Here is a 15,663-nt window from a genome sequence, read left to right on the forward strand (position 1 = left end):
TGTCGTGAAGGTCACCACGTTGCACGGCGTCCGCGACATCAGGCTCGAGGACCGCCCCGCCCCCACCGTCCAGGCGCCCACCGACGCCATCGTCCAGGTCACCGCCGCGTGCGTGTGCGGCTCCGACCTCTGGCCCTACCGGGGCGAGAACCCCATCACGCCCGGCGACCCGATCGGGCACGAGTGCGTGGGCGTCGTCGCCGAGGTCGGCAGCGAGGTGCGCAGCTTCGCCCCCGGCGACTTCGTCGTCGTGCCCTTCTGCCACAGCGACAACACCTGCCCGCACTGCCGTGCCGGGATGACCTCGGCCTGCGACCACCTGGGCGTCACCCAGGGCGGGCAGGGCGAGCTGGCCCGCGTCACCCAGGCCGAGGGCTCGTTGTGGAAGCTGCCCGAGGCCCCGCGCGAGGACCTGGTCGCCGGGGTGCTGACGCTCTCCGACGTGCTGCCGACCGGGTGGCACTGCGCGGTCTCGGCGGGGGTCGGCCCCGGCGACACGGTCGTCGTCGTCGGCGACGGCGCGGTCGGGCTGTGCGGCGTCCTCGCCGCGGTCGAGCTCGGCGCGGAGCGGGTCGTGGCGATGTCGCGCCACCCCGAGCGCCAGGAGGTGGCCCGCCGCTTCGGCGCGACCCACGTGGTCGAGGAGCGCGGCGAGGAGGGCGTCGCCCGGATCCTCGACCTCACCGACGGCGTCGGCGCCGACGCCGTGCTGGAGTGCGTCGGCAACGGACCCGCCATGGAGCAGGCCTTCGGGTGCGCCCGGCCGGGCTCGACGGTCGGCTTCGTCGGCGTGCCGCACGGGGTCGAGGTGCCGATCCGCACCATGTTCCGGCGCAACGTCGGGCTGCGGGGCGGGATGGCGCCGGTGCGCCACTACCTGCCCGAGCTCACCGAGCTCGTCGTCAGCGGCACCATCGACCCCGGCCCCGTCTTCGACCTGGAGCTGCCGCTCGACGAGGTCGCCGCGGCGTACGCCGCCATGGACGAGCGCCGGGCGATCAAGGTGCTGTTGAGGCCCTGACGTCAGCGGTGTCTCGTGGCCGATTCAACTATCTGGGCGTCCTCCCGTAGAATTGCCGGCGGGGGAGTACCTCGCCAAGCGACGACCGGTCACTACGGAGCCAGACGGCTCCTCGGCCGTCCGCCCGGAGACGCCGTGACCACACGGGGTACCGGGTGAGGGAGACCTGATCCCGGCCGCGACGCGCGGCCCCGACCAGGAGGTACCCACCTCGTGCTGCTGCCCCTTGCCGCCGGCGCCCCCGCCGACCCCGGCCCCTCGATCGCCACGCCGCTGCTGTGGACGGTCACGATCGGCGCGGTCGTCCTGCTGCTGCTCGTCGACTTCCTGCTGACCCGGCGACCCCACGCCGTGAAGATGAAGGAGGCCGTCGGCTGGTCGGTCTTCTACGTCGCGCTGCCGCTGGGCTTCGGCGCCTGGCTGTGGCAGCAGTACGGCGCGTCGACCGGCGTCGACTACCTGACCGGCTACCTCGTGGAGAAGTCGCTCTCGGTCGACAACCTCTTCGTCTTCATGCTGCTGCTCACGGCCTTCGCGGTGCCCGAGGAGCTGCGCCAGCGGGTGCTGCTCTACGGCATCATCGGCGCGCTGGTGATGCGCGCGGTCTTCATCGCGCTCGGGGCCGCCGCCCTCAGCTACTTCGACGCCGCCTTCCTCGTCTTCGGGCTCATCCTGCTGCTCACCGGCCTGAAGCTGCTGCTCGACGAGCTGAAGGACGAGGAGAAGGAGATCGACGTCTCCCAGATCAGGAGCGTGCGCCTGGCGCGACGCTTCATGCCCGTCACCGAGGACTACGAGGGACCCCGGATGACCGCGACGCTGGCCGGCAAGCGCGCGCTGACCCCCTTCGCGCTCGTCGTCGTGGCGGTGCTGGGCGCCGACCTGGTCTTCGCCGTCGACTCGGTGCCCGCGGTCTACGGCATCACCGAGGACCCCTTCCTGGTCTTCGCCACCAACGCCTTCGCGCTGCTGGGTCTGCGAGCGCTCTACTTCGTGCTCGAGGGCGCGCTCGGCAAGCTCACGCACCTGGGCTTCGGCCTCTCGCTGATCCTCTTCTTCATCGGCACCAAGCTCGTCATCCACTGGGGCCACCTGGTCTGGGGCGACGCCTTCCCGCTGCCGGAGATCGGCAACGTGACCTCGCTGCTGGTGATCCTGGCGATCCTCGTCGTGGTCACGGTGACCAGCCTGCTGGCCAACCGTCGCAACGGCGGGCAGGACGACGCCGAGCACGATGGTGGGCGCCACGACGGGCTCGACGACGAGGCGGTCGGAGCCGCGGAGCGGGGCTGACCGCCGGGGGCGTGGGCTCGCGCCGGGGTGTAGAAACGGTGCGTGCCCACCACCCCCACGCTCGTCCTCGGACCCCTGCTGCGACACACCGACCGCGACTGCGCGGCGGTCTGGGTGGAGGTCGCCGGCGACTGCGTCGTCACCGTCGCCGCCGGTGAGGTGTCGGCGCAGGCGCGCACCTTCGCGGTGCACGGCCACCACTACGCGCTGGTCGGGCTCGAGGGGCTCGAGCCCGGCACCGTCACGCCGTACACCGTCTCGCTGGCCGCGCCCGGCGGCGACGCCCACCAGGTGTGGCCGCCGGAGCAGCCCGTCAGCGTCGGCGACGTCGAGCTGCCGGCGTCGGTCGTGAGCACGCTGCGTCCGGGCAAGCACCCCCGGCTCGCCTTCGGCTCCTGCCGGACCTCGGTGCCGCACGACGAGGCGGGCAACAAGCAGCACGGCGTCGACGCGATGCGTGCCTACGCCCTCGACATGGCGGCCGACACCTCCCACCCGTGGCCCGACCTGCTGGTGCTGCTGGGCGACCAGGTCTACGCCGACGAGACCACCGAGGAGATGCGCGACTTCATCGCCTCGCGCCGCTCGCTCGAGGAGCCGCCGTGGACCGAGCTGAAGGACTTCGAGGAGTACGCCCACCTCTACCTGCTGGCGTGGAGCGACCCGGCCAACCGCTGGCTGCTCTCGACGCTGCCCAGCTCGATGATCTTCGACGACCACGACGTGCGCGACGACTGGAACACCTCGCAGGCGTGGAAGGACGAGATGGAGGCCACCAGCTGGTGGCACGGGCGCATCGTCGCCGGGCTCGCGTCGTACTGGGTCTACCAGCACCTGGGCAACCTCTCGCCGGCCGAGCGCGCGGCCGACGAGGTGTGGCGGATGGTGCTCCCCCACGAGGGCGACGACGAGCTCGACCTCACCGACGTGCTCGACGGGCTGGCCGAGCGCGTCGACCAGGAGCCGGAGACCTATCGCTGGAGCCACGCGCGCGAGCTCGAGGGGAGCCGCCTGGTGGTGATCGACTCCCGCGCCGCCCGCGTGCTCGACCCCGAGCACCGCGCGATGCTCGACGACGCCGAGCTGGCCTGGCTCGACGAGCAGCTGACCGGCGACGTCGAGCACCTCTTCGTCGGCACCTCGCTGCCCTTCCTGCTGCCGCCCGGCCTGCAGCACCTCGAGGCGTTCGGCGAGGCTCTCGCCGACGGCGCCTGGGGGCCGCGCATGGGCGCGCTGGGGGAGAAGGCCCGCCAGGGCGTCGACCTGGAGCACTGGGGCGCCTTCCAGGACTCCTTCCGACGGGTCGCGGAGATGGTCATCCAGGTCGCCTCGGGTGAGCGTGGCACGCCGCCGCGCACGATCTGCTTCCTCTCCGGCGACGTGCACCACAGCTACGTCTCCGAGGTCACCCGGCTCGACCGCGGCGACCACCGACGGCTCCGCAGCCGCGTGCTGCAGCTGGTCTGCTCGCCGATCCGCAACCCGCTGCCGCGGCGGATGCGCTTCGTCACGGCGGTGCTGTCGTACGGCGTCGCGGGCGCGCTCGGCCGGCTGGCGATCCGCTCGGCGCACGTGCACTCGCCGCCGCTGCGCTGGAAGCGCCTGCGCGGTCCGTGGTTCGACAACAACCTGGCCACCGCCGAGGTCACCGACACCGGGCTCTCGCTGTGGTGGGCCACGGGCGACGTCGGCGACGACCCGGCCGCCCCGACGCTGCGACGCGTCTGCGAGGTCGACCTGCGCGCCTAGGTCTCGCCCGAGCGGTCTCGCTCAGGTGAGCTCGGCGGGCGGGCCGTCGGGGTCGTCGACCAGCGAGAGCTCCATCCAGCCCGTGTCGCGCCAGGCGCCGTGCTTCCACCCGGCACGGCGGAAGGTGCCGATGACGCTGAAGCCCAGCGAGGCGTGGAGCCCCTGGCTGCCCGGGTTGGGCAGCGTCATGCCGGCGACCGCGGTGCGGTAGCCCCGCTGCCGCAGCCGGCCGAGGAGCGGGTCGTAGAGAGCCCGGCCCAGGCCGCGCCGCTCGTGGCCGGGGGCAACGTAGACCGACACCTCGGTGAGGAAGCGGTAGGCGGCCCGAGCACGGTGAGGGGCGCCGTACGCGTAGCCGACGACCTCGCCGCCGTCGTCCTCGGCGACCAGCCAGGCGTGGCTGCGCACGGCGGCGGCCATGCGCTCCCGCATCTCGGCGGCGGAGGGCGCCTCGGTCTCGAAGCTGACCACGGTGTGCTCGACGTAGTGCGCGTAGATCGCGCGGCAGGGCTCGACGTCGCGGTCGAGGTCCGCGGCTCTGACCAGGGGCACGTGACCGAGCCTAGGGCCTGGGTACGGGTGCTCCATGAGCATGAGCGGAGACCAGCTGCAGCCCGAGGACACCCTGGACGACCGGGGCGTCGACGACGTGCTCGACGAGGGCTACTCGCCGCCGGAGCGGGAGCCGGACCACCTCAAGCACCCCGAGGGCGGGGAGTCGCTCGACGAGCGGCTCGCCGACGAGGAGCCGGAGGTCTGGGTCGACGCCGAGGAAGCGGCCCAGGACGGCCCCGACGACATCCGTGACGGTGACGTCGGCGGCGAGGTCGGCGGCGAGCGCACCGGCCGGCTCACCGCGAGCGACGAGGGGCTCGGCGACGACGTGGAGTCCGAGCTGGTGGGGCACGACGAGGGCATCGACGGCGCCGGCGCCAGCGCCGAGGAGGCCGCGATGCACACCATCGAGGAGTAGCCGGGTTGAGTACGCCGCGGCGTCCGTCTGAGTAGGAGCGCGGAGGCCCCACGCCTGCCTGAGGCGGCAGCGTGGCGGCATGAGCGAGAGCAACCAGAAGTCCGGCAGTGCCGGCAACACCACGGCCTTCTTCGTGATGGCCGGCGTCTCCTTCGCGGTGGCGCTCCTGGCCATGGTCGTGGGGGTGTGGAACCTCGACGTCGGTGCCTGGGAGCGTGCCTTCCTGGCGCTGGGCGCGCTGTTCCTCACCACCTCGACCTTCACGCTGGCCAAGGTCGTGCGCGACGCCCAGGAGTCGGCCGCCGTCATGGCCCGCCTCGACGCCGCACGCGTCGAGCGGATCCTCGCCGAGCACGACCCCTTCCGCGCCGTCTCCTGACGGTCCTGGCGGAGAGCACCGTGCTGCGGATCGACCCGGGGCCGCCCGCCCCGGTGACAGCCGGATCCCGTGGACGCCGACTCGGCGGCCCGGGGACCCGACGGGGGAGCTACGTGGGCCAGCGCGCCTTCAGCAACACCACCGACACCGTGCACCACTTCGAATGGGACGGGGCCCGGTGGGTCTACCGCGGCTGGTGGCGGATCCCGGCCCGCCAGGCGTGACCTGCGCGCGGCTGGGCACGTGCCTGGCGTGCAGACACGAGAGATCGGCAACGACACCGTCGGGCGCGTCCGCGTGGGCGCCGTCGGACTGGGGTGCATGACCTTCGACCAGGACGGCCAGGCGCCGCGCGACCAGCTCCTCGCCACCGTGCGTGCGGCACTGGACGCGGGGGTCACCCTCCTCGACACCGCCGACGCCTACGGCCACGGCGAACAGGGGGCGGACGCCATGGGGCAGAACGAGCGCCTCGTCGCCTCGTTGCTCGACGAGCTCGGCGTGCGCGACCAGGTGCTCCTCGCCACGAAGGCCGGGCACACCCGCGGCGAGGGGGGCTCGTGGGACCTCGACTCCTCCCCGGAGCACCTGCGCTCCGCGGTCGACCGCTCGCTCGAGCGCCTGGGCGTCGAGCAGATCTCGCTGTGGCAGCACCACCGCCCGGACCCGGCCGTGCCGTACGAGGAGGTGGCGCAGACCCTGCGCGAGGTCCACGAGTCCGGCAAGGTGCGCATGGTCGGTCTCTCCAACGCCGACCCGGAGCAGATCCGCCTCGCGCACGGCATCCTGGGCGACGCGCTGGTGAGCGTGCAGAACCAGTTCTCGCCCGCCTTCCGCTCCAGCGCCCCCGAGATCGCGGTGTGCGAGGAGCTCGGGCTCGCCTTCCTCCCGTGGAGCCCGCTGGGCGGCCTGGGCGACGCCAAGGCGCTGGCGGAGAAGCACCCTGCCTTCGCCGAGGTGGCGCAGGCGCGCGGGGTCAGCCCGCAGCAGGTGGCGCTGGCCTGGGAGCTCGCGCAGTCGCCCCGCGTGATCCCCATCCCCGGCGCCAAGCGGCCCCAGTCGGTCACCGACTCGGCCGCGGCGGCCTCGCTGGAGCTGACGCCCGAGGAGCTCGCCGCGCTCGACGCCTGATCGGTCCCGGCGCCTCAGAAGGGCAGGTCGGTGGTCCCCAGCGGGACGACGAGCAGGCCGACGACGCGGTCGTGCTCGTCGAGCGCGACCCGGCCGCGCAGCTCGCCCGCCTCGTGGCGCAGCGTCGTGTCGCCGACGACGACGCCGAAGGACTCGTGGTCGGTGCTGCCGTCACCGAGGTCGACCGTGGTGCCGGAGAAGCCCTCCAGCTCGCCGACGGAGCCCACCACCCGGGTCCAGGTGCCCATCACCGCCTCCTCGGTCAGCTGGGCGGCGACCTCGTCGGGCATCCGGCGTCGTACGGCGGCGTAGTCGCCCGCGGCGATCCGGAGGAAGACCTCCTCGGTGAGGTCGGGCACGTGGTCGAGCGAGCGGGTGGTCATGGGGGCTCCGTTCCGTGGGTCGCGAGGGCGGCCGAACCGCTTGAAGGCGGCCTGCCTGCTGATGCCGAGGGTCCGTCCGACGTCGGCCCACGAGGCGCCCTCGGCGCGCGCCCCGTCGACGGCCTGCTGCAGGTCGCGGCGCGCGACCTCCAGCCGGGCGGCGGCCTCGGCCACCGGATCGAGCGGTGGTCGTGTCACCGTCGTGCCGACGCCGTCGTGCCGGCCGAGAGCGCGATGCCGAGCACCACGCCGACGCCCCACCAGGACGCGTTGTCCGCGCCCGTGAGCCACCAGGCCGACGTGCCGACGACCAGAGCCACCGCGGCGGCCGCGGCGTACGACGAGGGTCGCAGGGTCCAGTCGGCCAGGCGGGGGGCGCTGCTGACCCACACGCCGACGGCGAGCGCCAGCGCGTAGACCGCGCCGATCAGCCACCCCGCCCAGCCGGCACCCGAGAGCAGCGCGACGACCGCCGTCATGACGGCGGCCACCGCGAGGTCGGTCAGCACGCGTGACGTCATGCCCGCCAGGCTCGTCGGCGGCGGCCCCAAGTGTCAACCAAGTGTTGACAGATGTCATGCCTCAGGTGGCGAGCAGCTCCTTGAGGTGCGAGTCGACCTCGTCGAGGTAGGACGGCTCGAAGCCGAAGAGCCCGAAGTGACCGGCGATGCTGTGGAGCACCCGCAGCTCGGCTCCGGGCGTGAGCCGCTGCTCGGCCTCGCAGTCACGGGGCGGGAAGAACATGTCCTGCTCGATCGGCATCACGAAGACCTTCGCGGTGATGCGCCCCAGGGCCGCGGCCAGGTCGCCGCCCGCGAGGCGGGCGACGTCGCCGCGCTGCCACTTCCACCCCATCGTCAGCAGCGCGTTGGGGTCCATCAGGCCGAAGAGCAGCCGGGTGAAGTTCTGCTGGAACTCCTCGAAGGTCTCCCAGCCCAGACCTTCGACGACGGGCGGGATCCCGCGCCAGAACTCGGTCTTCCAGAAGTCGGTGGTCAGTCCCATCACGGCCCAGATGTCGGCGTGGCGCGCGAGGCCCGCTGCGACGTCGGTGTGCGCGGCGTACTCACCGCCGGCCCAGCCCAGGTCGCTGGTGATGGCGTCCATCAGGGTCTGGGTGTAGAGGAAGTCGTGCGGCGTGTTCTGCGCCGTGCCCGCGATCGGCGCCGCGCGCAGCACCTTGTCGGGGAAGCGCACGGCCCACTCCCAGGTCTGCTGGGCCCCCATCGAGCCACCGACCACCAGGGCGAGCCGGTCGATGCCGAAGTGCTCGCGCAGCAGCTGCTCCTGCGCGCGGACGTCGTCGCCGATCCGCACGTGGGGGAAGCGCGACATCGCGATCGAGGGGTCGTCGGTGGTGTGCGGCGAGGTGGAGAGGCCGTTGCCGATCTGGTTGACCACGGCGATGAAGTACTGCGAGGGGTCCAGCGCCCGACCCTCCCCGAGGTAGACCTGCCACCAGGTCGCGTGCGTGCCGGAGAACCAGGTGGGCACCAGGATGGCGTTGTCCTTGGCCTCGTTGAGCTCGCCGTAGGTGGCCACGGCGAGCTGCAGGTCATTGATCACGCCGCCCTCCTCCAGCTCGAAGCGACCGAGTGAGACGAGCTCGTAGTCGCCCTGCTGCTCGGCGGTGTAGAAGGGGTTGTCCAGCGGCATGGGGCACTCCTCGGGGTACGACGACGTCGGCGTGCGGCCCAACGTAGACCGCGGCGCCGCGACACGCCCCCCTCCGGTCGGACGGTTGCGCGCGGCCCGCCGGGCGTGCCGTGCGAGGGTCGGCCGGTGAGCACGCTGCTGCACCTCAACGGGCCGCCGGGGATCGGCAAGTCGACCCTCGCCCGGCGCTGGGCGGAGGATCACCCGGGCACGCTGTGCTGCGACGTCGACGTGCTGCGCACCTTCGTCGGGGGCTGGCGCGAGGACTTCCCGCGCGCCGGGGGACTGGTGCGCCGGGCGGCGCGGGCGCTGGTGACGGCGTACCTCCGGCACAGCGGCGACGTCGTGCTGCCGCAGCTGCTGGCCGACCCCGCCGAGCTCGCGACCTTCGAGGCCGCCGTGCACGAGGTGGGCGCTCGCTGGGTCGAGGTCGTGCTGGTGGACGCCGCGGACGACGCCGTGGCGCGCTTCGGGCGGCGCGGTGCCGCGGGCGACCCGTGGCACGAGGAGGTGCGCGAGATCGTGCGGGCGCAGGGCGGCGACCGCCTGCTGGACGGGTACGTCGCGCAGCTGGACGCGCTGGTGCGGGCCAGGCCCGACGCGGTCGTGGTGACGAGCACCGAGGGCGACGCCGACGCGACGTACGCCGCCCTGGTGGAGGCGGTGCGTCGCATCGGGTGACGACTACCCGGCCGGGGGGACGATCAGGCAGCTGGAGGTGGCGTGGGCGAGCAGCCTGCCGGCCTCGTCGCGCAGCTGCGCCTGGGCCAGCGCCGTGCGCCGACCGCGCTGGAGCACCTCGCCGAGCGCCGTCACGCGACCGGTCTCGACGGTGACCGGCCTGAGGAACTTCACCGTCAGGTCGAGGCTGGTGTAGCGCTCGCCGGGGGCCAGGGTGCTGTGCACCGAGCACGCGGCGGCGGTGTCGAGCAGCGTGGAGTGGATGCCGCCGTGCACCGTGCCGATCGGGTTGTAGTGCTCGGGCCGCGGCACGAGGGAGACCGCCACGGCGCCCTCGGCGCGCACCTCGAAGTCGACCAGGCCGACCAGCAGGCCGATCGGCGCGGGGGGCAGGCGCCCGTCGAGCATGGCCTCGAGCTGCTCGCGCCCGGTCATCGCGGCCAGCTGCTCGAGGTCGATCCGCGTCTGCGTCATGGGCCCAGCCTGGCGCCGGCCATCTGGGTCTGTCAACCAGACCCAGGTGGGCTAGGATGTGGCGATGGACACGACCACGACGGGGGAGCGGCCCCCGGCGCTCGACTGGTCGACCGCCAACTGCCAGGTCGAGCGCGCCCTCGGCATCGTCGGGCAGCGGGCGTCGCTGGTGGTGCTGCGCGAGGTCTTCAACGGCGTCCGCCGCTTCGACGACATGCAGCGCCACGCGGGGCTCTCGCGCCAGGTGCTCTCCGACCGGCTGGCGCTGCTGGTGGAGCACGACGTGCTGCGACGGGTGCCCTACCAGCGCGCGGGGGAGCGGGAGCGCCACGAGTACCAGCTCACCGAGAAGGGCTTCGACCTCTACCCCTTCCTCGTGGCCCTCGCGACCTGGGGCGCCCGCTACTACGCCGACCCGGAGGGACCGGCCGTGGAGTTCCGCCACCGCGAGTGCGGCGAGCCGGTCTCCGCGGTGCTCGAGTGCGACGCCGGCCACCGGCTCGACGACCTGCGCCAGGTGGCAGCGCGACCAGGCCCGGGCGCCCAGAGGGTCGGCACGGAGGGGCCGGCCGTAGGGTCCGGCACGTGAGCGAGGAGCAGCCCGGGATCCACAGCACCACCGTGGGCGAGAGCGGACCCACCGTCGTCTTCCTGCACGGCCTCTTCGGCCAGGGCCGCAACTTCAGCAAGGTGGCGCGCGGCCTGCAGCCGGAGCTCCGCTCGGTGCTGGTCGACCTGCCCAACCACGGGCGCTCGGAGTGGCTCGGCACGGCCGACTACGTCGCCGTCGCCGACCGCGTCGCCGACTGGCTGCGCGACGGGCCGGCGGCCGACGCGCCGGTGCACCTGGTGGGTCACTCGATGGGCGGCAAGGTCGCGATGGTGCTCGCGCTGCGGCACCCCGAGCTGGTCGACCGGCTGGTCGTCGCCGACATCTCACCCGTCGCCAGCAGCGGCGTCGGCCAGTTCGAGCACCTCCTCGACAGCCTGGCCGCGGTCGACCTGACGTCGATCGGCAGCCGGCGCGAGGCCGAGGAGCAGCTGCGCGAGCCGATCCCCGACGACGGCGTGCGGCACTTCCTGCTCACCAACCTGCGGGCCCGCGGCGACGGCTTCGCCTGGCAGCCCGACCTCGCGCTGCTGCGCCGGGAGCTGCCGACGATCGGCGGCTTCCCCGAGGTCGGGGGCGTCTTCGACCACCCGGTGCTCTGGGTGGCGGGGGAGCGCTCCGACTACGTCCTCCCGGAGCACGGCCCGCAGATGCGGCGGCTCTTCCCCCGCACCCGGGCGGTGACGCTCAAGGACGCCGGACACTGGGTGCACTCCGAGCAGCCCGAGGCCTTCGTCTCGGCACTGAAGGTCTTCCTCACCGCTGAGTAGTCGCGGCGTCACTGGTCGGACCTACTGTGACCCCCATGCAGCAGCACACCGCAGACCGCCACGACCTGATCCGGGTGCAGGGAGCGCGGGAGAACAACCTCAAGGACGTCAGCGTCGAGCTGCCGAAGCGCCGGCTCACGGTCTTCACCGGCGTCTCCGGCTCGGGCAAGAGCTCGCTGGTCTTCGCCACCATCGCCGCGGAGTCGCAGCGCCTCATCAACGAGACCTACAGCGCCTTCCTGCAGGGCTTCATGCCGTCGCTGGCGCGGCCCGAGGTCGACCACCTCGAGGGCCTGACCACCGCGATCATCGTCGACCAGGAGCGGATGGGCGCCAACCCGCGCTCGACGGTGGGCACGGCGACCGACGCCAACGCCATGCTGCGCATCCTCTTCAGCCGGATCGGGCAGCCCCACATCGGCCCGCCCACGGCCTTCGCCTTCAACGTGCCCACCCGCACCGCCAGTGGCGTCATGAAGACCGAGAAGGGCGGCCGCGAGGAGAAGAGCGTCGTCAAGGACGCGGTCTACCAGGGCGGGATGTGCCCGCGCTGCGAGGGCATGGGCAGCGTCAGCGACTTCGACCTCACCGCGGTCTACGACGAGACCAGGTCGCTGGAGGACGGGGCGCTGACCGTGCCCGGCTACTCGATGGACGGGTGGTACGGCCGGATCTTCAGCGGGGCCGGCCTGCCGATGGACAAGCCCATCGCGAAGTTCACCGCGAAGGAGCTCGACACGCTGCTGTACTCCCCGCCGGTCAAGATCAAGGTCGAGGGCATCAACCTCACCTACGAGGGCGTCATCCCCAAGATCCAGAAGTCGATGCTCTCCAAGGACGTCGACGCGATGCAGCCGCACGTGCGCCGCTTCGTGGAGCGCGCGATCACCTTCCAGACCTGCCCCGACTGCGGCGGCACGCGGCTGACGCAGGAGGCACTCTCGTCGAGGATCCGGGGCAAGAACATCGCCGAGCTGTGCCAGATGCAGATCAGCGACCTGGCCGGGTGGATGCGCGAGGTCGACGAGCCGGGCGTGGCGCCGCTCCTGGCCGGGCTGCAGCACCTGCTCGACTCCTTCGCCGACATCGGGCTCGGCTACCTCTCGCTCGACCGGCCGGCCGGCACGCTGTCGGGCGGTGAGGCCCAGCGCACCAAGATGATCCGCCACCTGGGGTCCTCGCTCACCGACGTCACCTACGTCTTCGACGAGCCCACGATCGGGCTGCACCCCCACGACATCGAGCGGATGAACAGCCTGCTGCTGCGGCTGCGCGACAAGGGCAACACCGTGCTGGTCGTCGAGCACAAGCCCGAGACGATCGCGATCGCCGACCACGTCGTCGACCTCGGGCCGGGCGCGGGCGCGAGCGGCGGGAGCATCTGCTTCGAGGGCGACGTCGCGGGCCTGCGAGCCAGCGACACCGTGACCGGGCGGCACCTCGACGACCGGGCGCGGGTCAAGGACCAGGTCCGGGAGCCGTCGGGGCGGCTCGAGATCCGCGGGGCGGGCACGCACAACCTGCAGGACGTCGACGTCGACGTGCCGCTCGGCGTGCTCTGCGCGGTCACCGGCGTCGCCGGATCGGGCAAGAGCTCGCTCATCCACGGCTCGCTGGCCGCGCGCGACGAGGTCGTGGTGATCGACCAGGCCGCGATCAAGGGCTCGCGCCGCAGCAACCCGGCGACCTACACCGGCCTGCTCGACCCGATCCGCAAGGCCTTCGCCAAGGCCAACGGCGTGAAGCCGGCGCTCTTCAGCTCCAACTCCGAGGGGGCCTGCCCGGCCTGCAAGGGCGCCGGGGTCATCTTCACCGAGCTGGGGGTGATGGCGACGGTGGAGTCGCCGTGCGAGGAGTGCGAGGGACGCCGCTTCCAGGCCTCGGTGCTCGACTACACCTTCGGCGGCCGCAACATCGCCGAGGTGCTGGGCACGTCGGTGCAGGAGGCCGAGGCCTTCTTCGCCGAGGGCGAGGCCAGGACCCCCGCCGCGCACAAGATCCTCGAGCGGCTGGTCGACGTGGGCCTCGGCTACCTGACGCTGGGGCAGCCGCTGACGACGCTGTCGGGCGGCGAGCGCCAGCGGCTCAAGCTCGCGTCGCAGATGTCGGAGAAGGGGGAGGTCTACGTGCTCGACGAGCCGACCACCGGCCTGCACCTCGCCGACGTCGAGAACCTGCTGGGCCTGCTCGACCGGCTGGTCGACGGCGGCAGGTCGGTGATCGTCATCGAGCACCACCAGGCCGTGATGGCCCACGCCGACTGGGTCATCGACCTCGGCCCCGGCGCCGGGCACGACGGCGGCCGGGTGGTCTTCGAGGGCACGCCGGCCGACCTCGTCGCCGACGCCTCGACGCTCACCGGGCAGCACCTCGCGGCGTACGTCGGCGCGGGCGTGGTGGCGTGAGCTACACCCACGGCCACCACGAGTCGGTGCTGCGCTCGCACCGCTGGCGCACGGCCGACAACTCCGCGGCCCACCTGCTGCCCCACCTGCGACCCGGCGACCGGGTGCTCGATGTCGGCGCGGGCCCTGGCACCATCACCGCCGACCTCGCCGAGCGCGTCGCCCACGTCACCGCCACGGAGGTGGGGGAGCGCGAGCTCGCGCTCTCGCGCGAGACCGTGGCCGCCCGCGGCCTCGCGCACGTGGACTTCTCGGTCGAGGACGTGCACGCGCTCTCCTTCGCCGACGCGTCGTACGACGTGGCGCACGCGCACCAGGTGCTGCAGCACGTCGCCGACCCGGTGCGGGCGCTGCGCGAGCTGTCGCGCGTCACCCGGCCCGGCGGGCTGGTCGCGGTGCGCGACAGCGACTACGCCGGCTTCGCCTGGTGGCCGCGGCTGCCCGAGCTGGACGAGTGGATGCGGCTCTACCAGCTCGCCGCCCGGGCCAACGGGGGCGAGCCCGACGCCGGCCGCAGGCTGATCGCCTGGGCCCACGCGGCCGGTCTCGACGACGTGACGCCCTCGTCGAGCACCTGGTGCTTCGCCACCCCCGACGATCGCGCCTACTGGGGCGGGATGTGGGCCGACCGCATCCTGGAGTCGGCACTCGCCCGCCAGCTCGTCGACGAGGGCCACGCGACCCGGGCCGAGCTGCAGGCCGTCAGCGCCGCGTGGCGAGAGTGGTCCGTGCACCCCGACGGCTGGTTCTCGCTGCTCCACGGCGAGCTGCTGTGCCGGGTGGGCGACTAGCCGAAGACGGTGTCGTCCTGGTCCGGGATCACCGAGCCGTCGCGGCGGCGCACGGGTGCCGGGTCGCCGGCGGCGGTGGTGTACGCCGTCGTCGAGCAGGGGTAGGGCTCGGCGCGCCGCGGCAGCGGCTGGATGAACATCGGGTTGACCGCCCAGCGACCGTCGGCGTCGTCGTAGGCCACGCACATCAGCTCCTCGCCGTTGCGGTTGAGCACCACGTGCACGCCGGTGGCGTCCTGCAGCATCGAGACGTCGGTGGTGGCGTCGCCGCCGGCGACGACGGGGCGCAGCGCCCGCGGCATCGGCCGCAGCGCGCGGGGGCCCTTCACCCCGAGCACCCGCTTGTTGACGAAGCAGCGCTTGCCGTCGACGTAGGTCATGATCGTGTCGGCCCCGTCGGGGATGCCGCCGCAGCCCTCGAGGTGCCCGTTGAGCCGCCCGCGCGTGGTCAGCTGCGAGACGCCGATGGTGTGCGCCCGGTCGATGCCGATGCCGGCACCCCAGACGTCGGCGAACTCCTTCGGGGAGGCGGAGACGATCCACGGCTCGATGCCGGCCCGCTGCAAGGTCCGGACCAGGTCGCGCATCTGCGGGTAGTAGCGGATCCAGGCGGTCTGCCGGGTCGAGCCGACCTGCTGGGTGGCTCCGACCGGGGCTCGCAGCGCCGCTCGGCGCGCCTGCGCCGCGATGCGGCGTACCTCCGCGGGGCGGTAGCCCCGCAGGACCTGGCCGACCCAGGCGTACATGCCCTGCATCCGGCGGTGGTGGTAGCCGGCGAAGACCTCCTCGCCGTCGGTGGTGGTCTCCTCGGTGCGGACCGAGAGGATCTCGTCGGCACACCGGACGTCGGTGCTGGTCGGCAGGGGAGTGCCGGGACGGGCGAGGTGACCGCACGCCTCGCGCAGCGCGGCGGCGCCGGCGTCGGTCATGAAGCGGCTCGTGGTGCGCCAGTCGCGCCGCTCGGGCTGCAGGATCTTGTCGTGCCGCAGCATCCAGAAGATCGTCTGGTCGGAGATGTCGTTCTTGATCAGGGTGTTGTCGAAGTCGAAGACGGCGTAGGGCCGCGGCTCCGGGCGACCCCCGTGCTTCCGCCCACAGCGCCCCGCCCGGTCGATCGCCCGCTGGATGAGCGCCGCGTTGTCGCCGTACCAGTCGTCGGCCAGGCGCAGCTGCGGACAGTCCCGGGCGTGGCCGGGTCTGGTGGCCGGCGCCGGGAAGGCCGACACCGGTGGTGCGGCGAGCACGCCGGCGACCATCGCCACCAGGCTGGCGAGCACGAGTGCGGTCCTGCTCCGTCGGCGCATCCTTGACCTCCCGAGTGGTGAGCGCGGTCACAGGCACCGTCGC

General features: G+C 73.0%; 17 protein-coding genes. 11 read left to right on the plus strand and 6 right to left on the minus strand.

Annotated elements, in window-relative coordinates:
- The first annotated feature begins 4 nt into the window (after nt 1–4).
- The 3 genes from IG63_RS0110695 (at nt 5) to IG63_RS0110705 (ending at nt 4,063) form a co-directional block, all read left to right on the plus strand.
- Complete coding sequence (locus IG63_RS0110695; protein ID WP_030484363.1) at nt 5–1,021, plus strand: zinc-dependent alcohol dehydrogenase family protein; 1,017 nt, start codon at nt 5–7, stop codon at nt 1,019–1,021.
- Between the two features lie 213 nt (nt 1,022–1,234).
- Entirely contained in the window at nt 1,235–2,314 is a 1,080-nt protein-coding gene (locus IG63_RS0110700) for a TerC/Alx family metal homeostasis membrane protein (protein WP_245604391.1), read from the plus strand.
- A 42-nt stretch (nt 2,315–2,356) separates the two neighbouring features.
- Nucleotides 2,357–4,063, plus strand: a complete 1,707-nt coding sequence (locus tag IG63_RS0110705) for an alkaline phosphatase D family protein (RefSeq protein ID WP_036195048.1) — start codon at nt 2,357–2,359, stop codon at nt 4,061–4,063.
- Nucleotides 4,064–4,084: 21 nt separating this feature from the next.
- Here the strand turns inward: IG63_RS0110705 and IG63_RS0110710 are convergent, their stop codons facing one another.
- On the minus strand, nt 4,085–4,615 hold the full coding sequence (locus IG63_RS0110710; RefSeq protein ID WP_030484366.1) for a GNAT family N-acetyltransferase: 531 nt from the start codon (nt 4,613–4,615) through the stop codon (nt 4,085–4,087).
- 34 nt (nt 4,616–4,649) lie between these two features.
- On the opposite strand from IG63_RS0110710, the gene IG63_RS0110715 reads away from it, so the two are divergent.
- From IG63_RS0110715 to IG63_RS0110730, 3 genes are all read left to right on the plus strand, one after another.
- The gene (locus tag IG63_RS0110715) at nt 4,650–5,036 is read left to right on the plus strand and encodes a DUF5709 domain-containing protein (protein ID WP_245604392.1); all 387 of its coding nucleotides are present in this window, start codon (nt 4,650–4,652) and stop codon (nt 5,034–5,036) included.
- 79 nt (nt 5,037–5,115) lie between these two features.
- Complete coding sequence (locus tag IG63_RS0110720) at nt 5,116–5,415, plus strand: YiaA/YiaB family inner membrane protein (protein ID WP_030484368.1); 300 nt, start codon at nt 5,116–5,118, stop codon at nt 5,413–5,415.
- Nucleotides 5,416–5,667: 252 nt separating this feature from the next.
- Nucleotides 5,668–6,546 (plus strand): aldo/keto reductase, encoded by an 879-nt coding sequence (locus tag IG63_RS0110730; protein WP_030484369.1) that lies wholly within the window; start codon nt 5,668–5,670, stop codon nt 6,544–6,546.
- A 14-nt stretch (nt 6,547–6,560) separates the two neighbouring features.
- On the opposite strand, the gene IG63_RS0110735 is transcribed toward IG63_RS0110730, so the two are convergent.
- The 3 genes from IG63_RS0110735 to IG63_RS0110745 all read right to left on the minus strand — a co-directional run bounded on the left by IG63_RS0110735 (nt 6,561) and on the right by IG63_RS0110745 (nt 8,585).
- Nucleotides 6,561–7,103, minus strand: a complete 543-nt coding sequence (locus IG63_RS0110735; protein WP_051706558.1) for a DUF3887 domain-containing protein — start codon at nt 7,101–7,103, stop codon at nt 6,561–6,563.
- Between the two features lie 20 nt (nt 7,104–7,123).
- On the minus strand, nt 7,124–7,450 hold the full coding sequence (locus IG63_RS0110740) for a hypothetical protein (protein WP_030484371.1): 327 nt from the start codon (nt 7,448–7,450) through the stop codon (nt 7,124–7,126).
- 61 nt (nt 7,451–7,511) lie between these two features.
- Nucleotides 7,512–8,585 carry an alpha/beta fold hydrolase gene (locus IG63_RS0110745; protein WP_030484372.1) on the minus strand — a complete coding sequence of 358 codons (1,074 nt, stop codon included), beginning with the start codon at nt 8,583–8,585 and terminating at the stop codon, nt 7,512–7,514.
- A gap of 126 nt (nt 8,586–8,711) precedes the next feature.
- Here IG63_RS0110745 and IG63_RS0110750 point away from each other — a divergent pair, with 126 nt between their 5' ends.
- Nucleotides 8,712–9,266 (plus strand): AAA family ATPase, encoded by a 555-nt coding sequence (locus tag IG63_RS0110750; RefSeq protein ID WP_036195051.1) that lies wholly within the window; start codon nt 8,712–8,714, stop codon nt 9,264–9,266.
- Nucleotides 9,267–9,269: 3 nt separating this feature from the next.
- Here the strand turns inward: IG63_RS0110750 and IG63_RS0110755 are convergent, their stop codons facing one another.
- The gene (locus IG63_RS0110755) at nt 9,270–9,740 is read right to left on the minus strand and encodes a PaaI family thioesterase (RefSeq protein WP_036195053.1); all 471 of its coding nucleotides are present in this window, start codon (nt 9,738–9,740) and stop codon (nt 9,270–9,272) included.
- Between the two features lie 64 nt (nt 9,741–9,804).
- On the opposite strand from IG63_RS0110755, the gene IG63_RS0110760 reads away from it, so the two are divergent.
- Genes IG63_RS0110760 through IG63_RS0110775 form a run of 4 tightly spaced genes read left to right on the plus strand, consistent with a single transcriptional unit; the run spans nt 9,805 to nt 14,316 of the window.
- Nucleotides 9,805–10,329 carry a winged helix-turn-helix transcriptional regulator gene (locus tag IG63_RS0110760; RefSeq protein ID WP_036195056.1) on the plus strand — a complete coding sequence of 175 codons (525 nt, stop codon included), beginning with the start codon at nt 9,805–9,807 and terminating at the stop codon, nt 10,327–10,329.
- Nucleotides 10,326–11,120: an alpha/beta fold hydrolase gene (locus IG63_RS0110765; RefSeq protein ID WP_030484376.1), complete on the plus strand. Its 795-nt coding sequence runs from the start codon at nt 10,326–10,328 to the stop codon at nt 11,118–11,120. The genes IG63_RS0110760 and IG63_RS0110765 overlap by 4 nt, the downstream gene beginning before the upstream one ends.
- A 35-nt stretch (nt 11,121–11,155) precedes the next feature.
- Nucleotides 11,156–13,525: an ATP-binding cassette domain-containing protein gene (locus IG63_RS0110770; RefSeq protein WP_030484377.1), complete on the plus strand. Its 2,370-nt coding sequence runs from the start codon at nt 11,156–11,158 to the stop codon at nt 13,523–13,525.
- Complete coding sequence (locus IG63_RS0110775; protein WP_030484378.1) at nt 13,522–14,316, plus strand: class I SAM-dependent methyltransferase; 795 nt, start codon at nt 13,522–13,524, stop codon at nt 14,314–14,316. The genes IG63_RS0110770 and IG63_RS0110775 overlap by 4 nt, the downstream gene beginning before the upstream one ends.
- Here the strand turns inward: IG63_RS0110775 and IG63_RS0110780 are convergent.
- Nucleotides 14,313–15,593, minus strand: coding sequence for an HAD family hydrolase (locus tag IG63_RS0110780; RefSeq protein WP_211249279.1), 1,281 nt, complete (start codon nt 15,591–15,593; stop codon nt 14,313–14,315). The two genes, IG63_RS0110775 and IG63_RS0110780, sit on opposite strands and share 4 nt — an antisense overlap.
- Nucleotides 15,594–15,663: the final 70 nt, after the last annotated feature.

Origin of the sequence: Nocardioides aequoreus, assembly GCF_000720335.1 — a bacterium.
GTDB classification, from domain to species: Bacteria; Actinomycetota; Actinomycetes; order Propionibacteriales; family Nocardioidaceae; genus Marmoricola; species Marmoricola aequoreus.

Excerpts from the sequence above, each read along its gene's own strand:
- IG63_RS0110715 (WP_245604392.1), top strand. The coding sequence starts at position 4,650 with ATGAGCATGAGCGGAGACCAGCTGCAGCCCGAGGACACCCTGGACGAC.
- IG63_RS0110740 (WP_030484371.1), bottom strand. The coding sequence starts at position 7,450 with ATGACGTCACGCGTGCTGACCGACCTCGCGGTGGCCGCCGTCATGACG.
- IG63_RS0110770 (WP_030484377.1), top strand. The coding sequence starts at position 11,156 with ATGCAGCAGCACACCGCAGACCGCCACGACCTGATCCGGGTGCAGGGA.
- IG63_RS0110745 (WP_030484372.1), bottom strand. The coding sequence starts at position 8,585 with ATGCCGCTGGACAACCCCTTCTACACCGCCGAGCAGCAGGGCGACTAC.
- IG63_RS0110760 (WP_036195056.1), top strand. The coding sequence starts at position 9,805 with ATGGACACGACCACGACGGGGGAGCGGCCCCCGGCGCTCGACTGGTCG.
- IG63_RS0110720 (WP_030484368.1), top strand. The coding sequence starts at position 5,116 with ATGAGCGAGAGCAACCAGAAGTCCGGCAGTGCCGGCAACACCACGGCC.
- IG63_RS0110755 (WP_036195053.1), bottom strand. The coding sequence starts at position 9,740 with ATGACGCAGACGCGGATCGACCTCGAGCAGCTGGCCGCGATGACCGGG.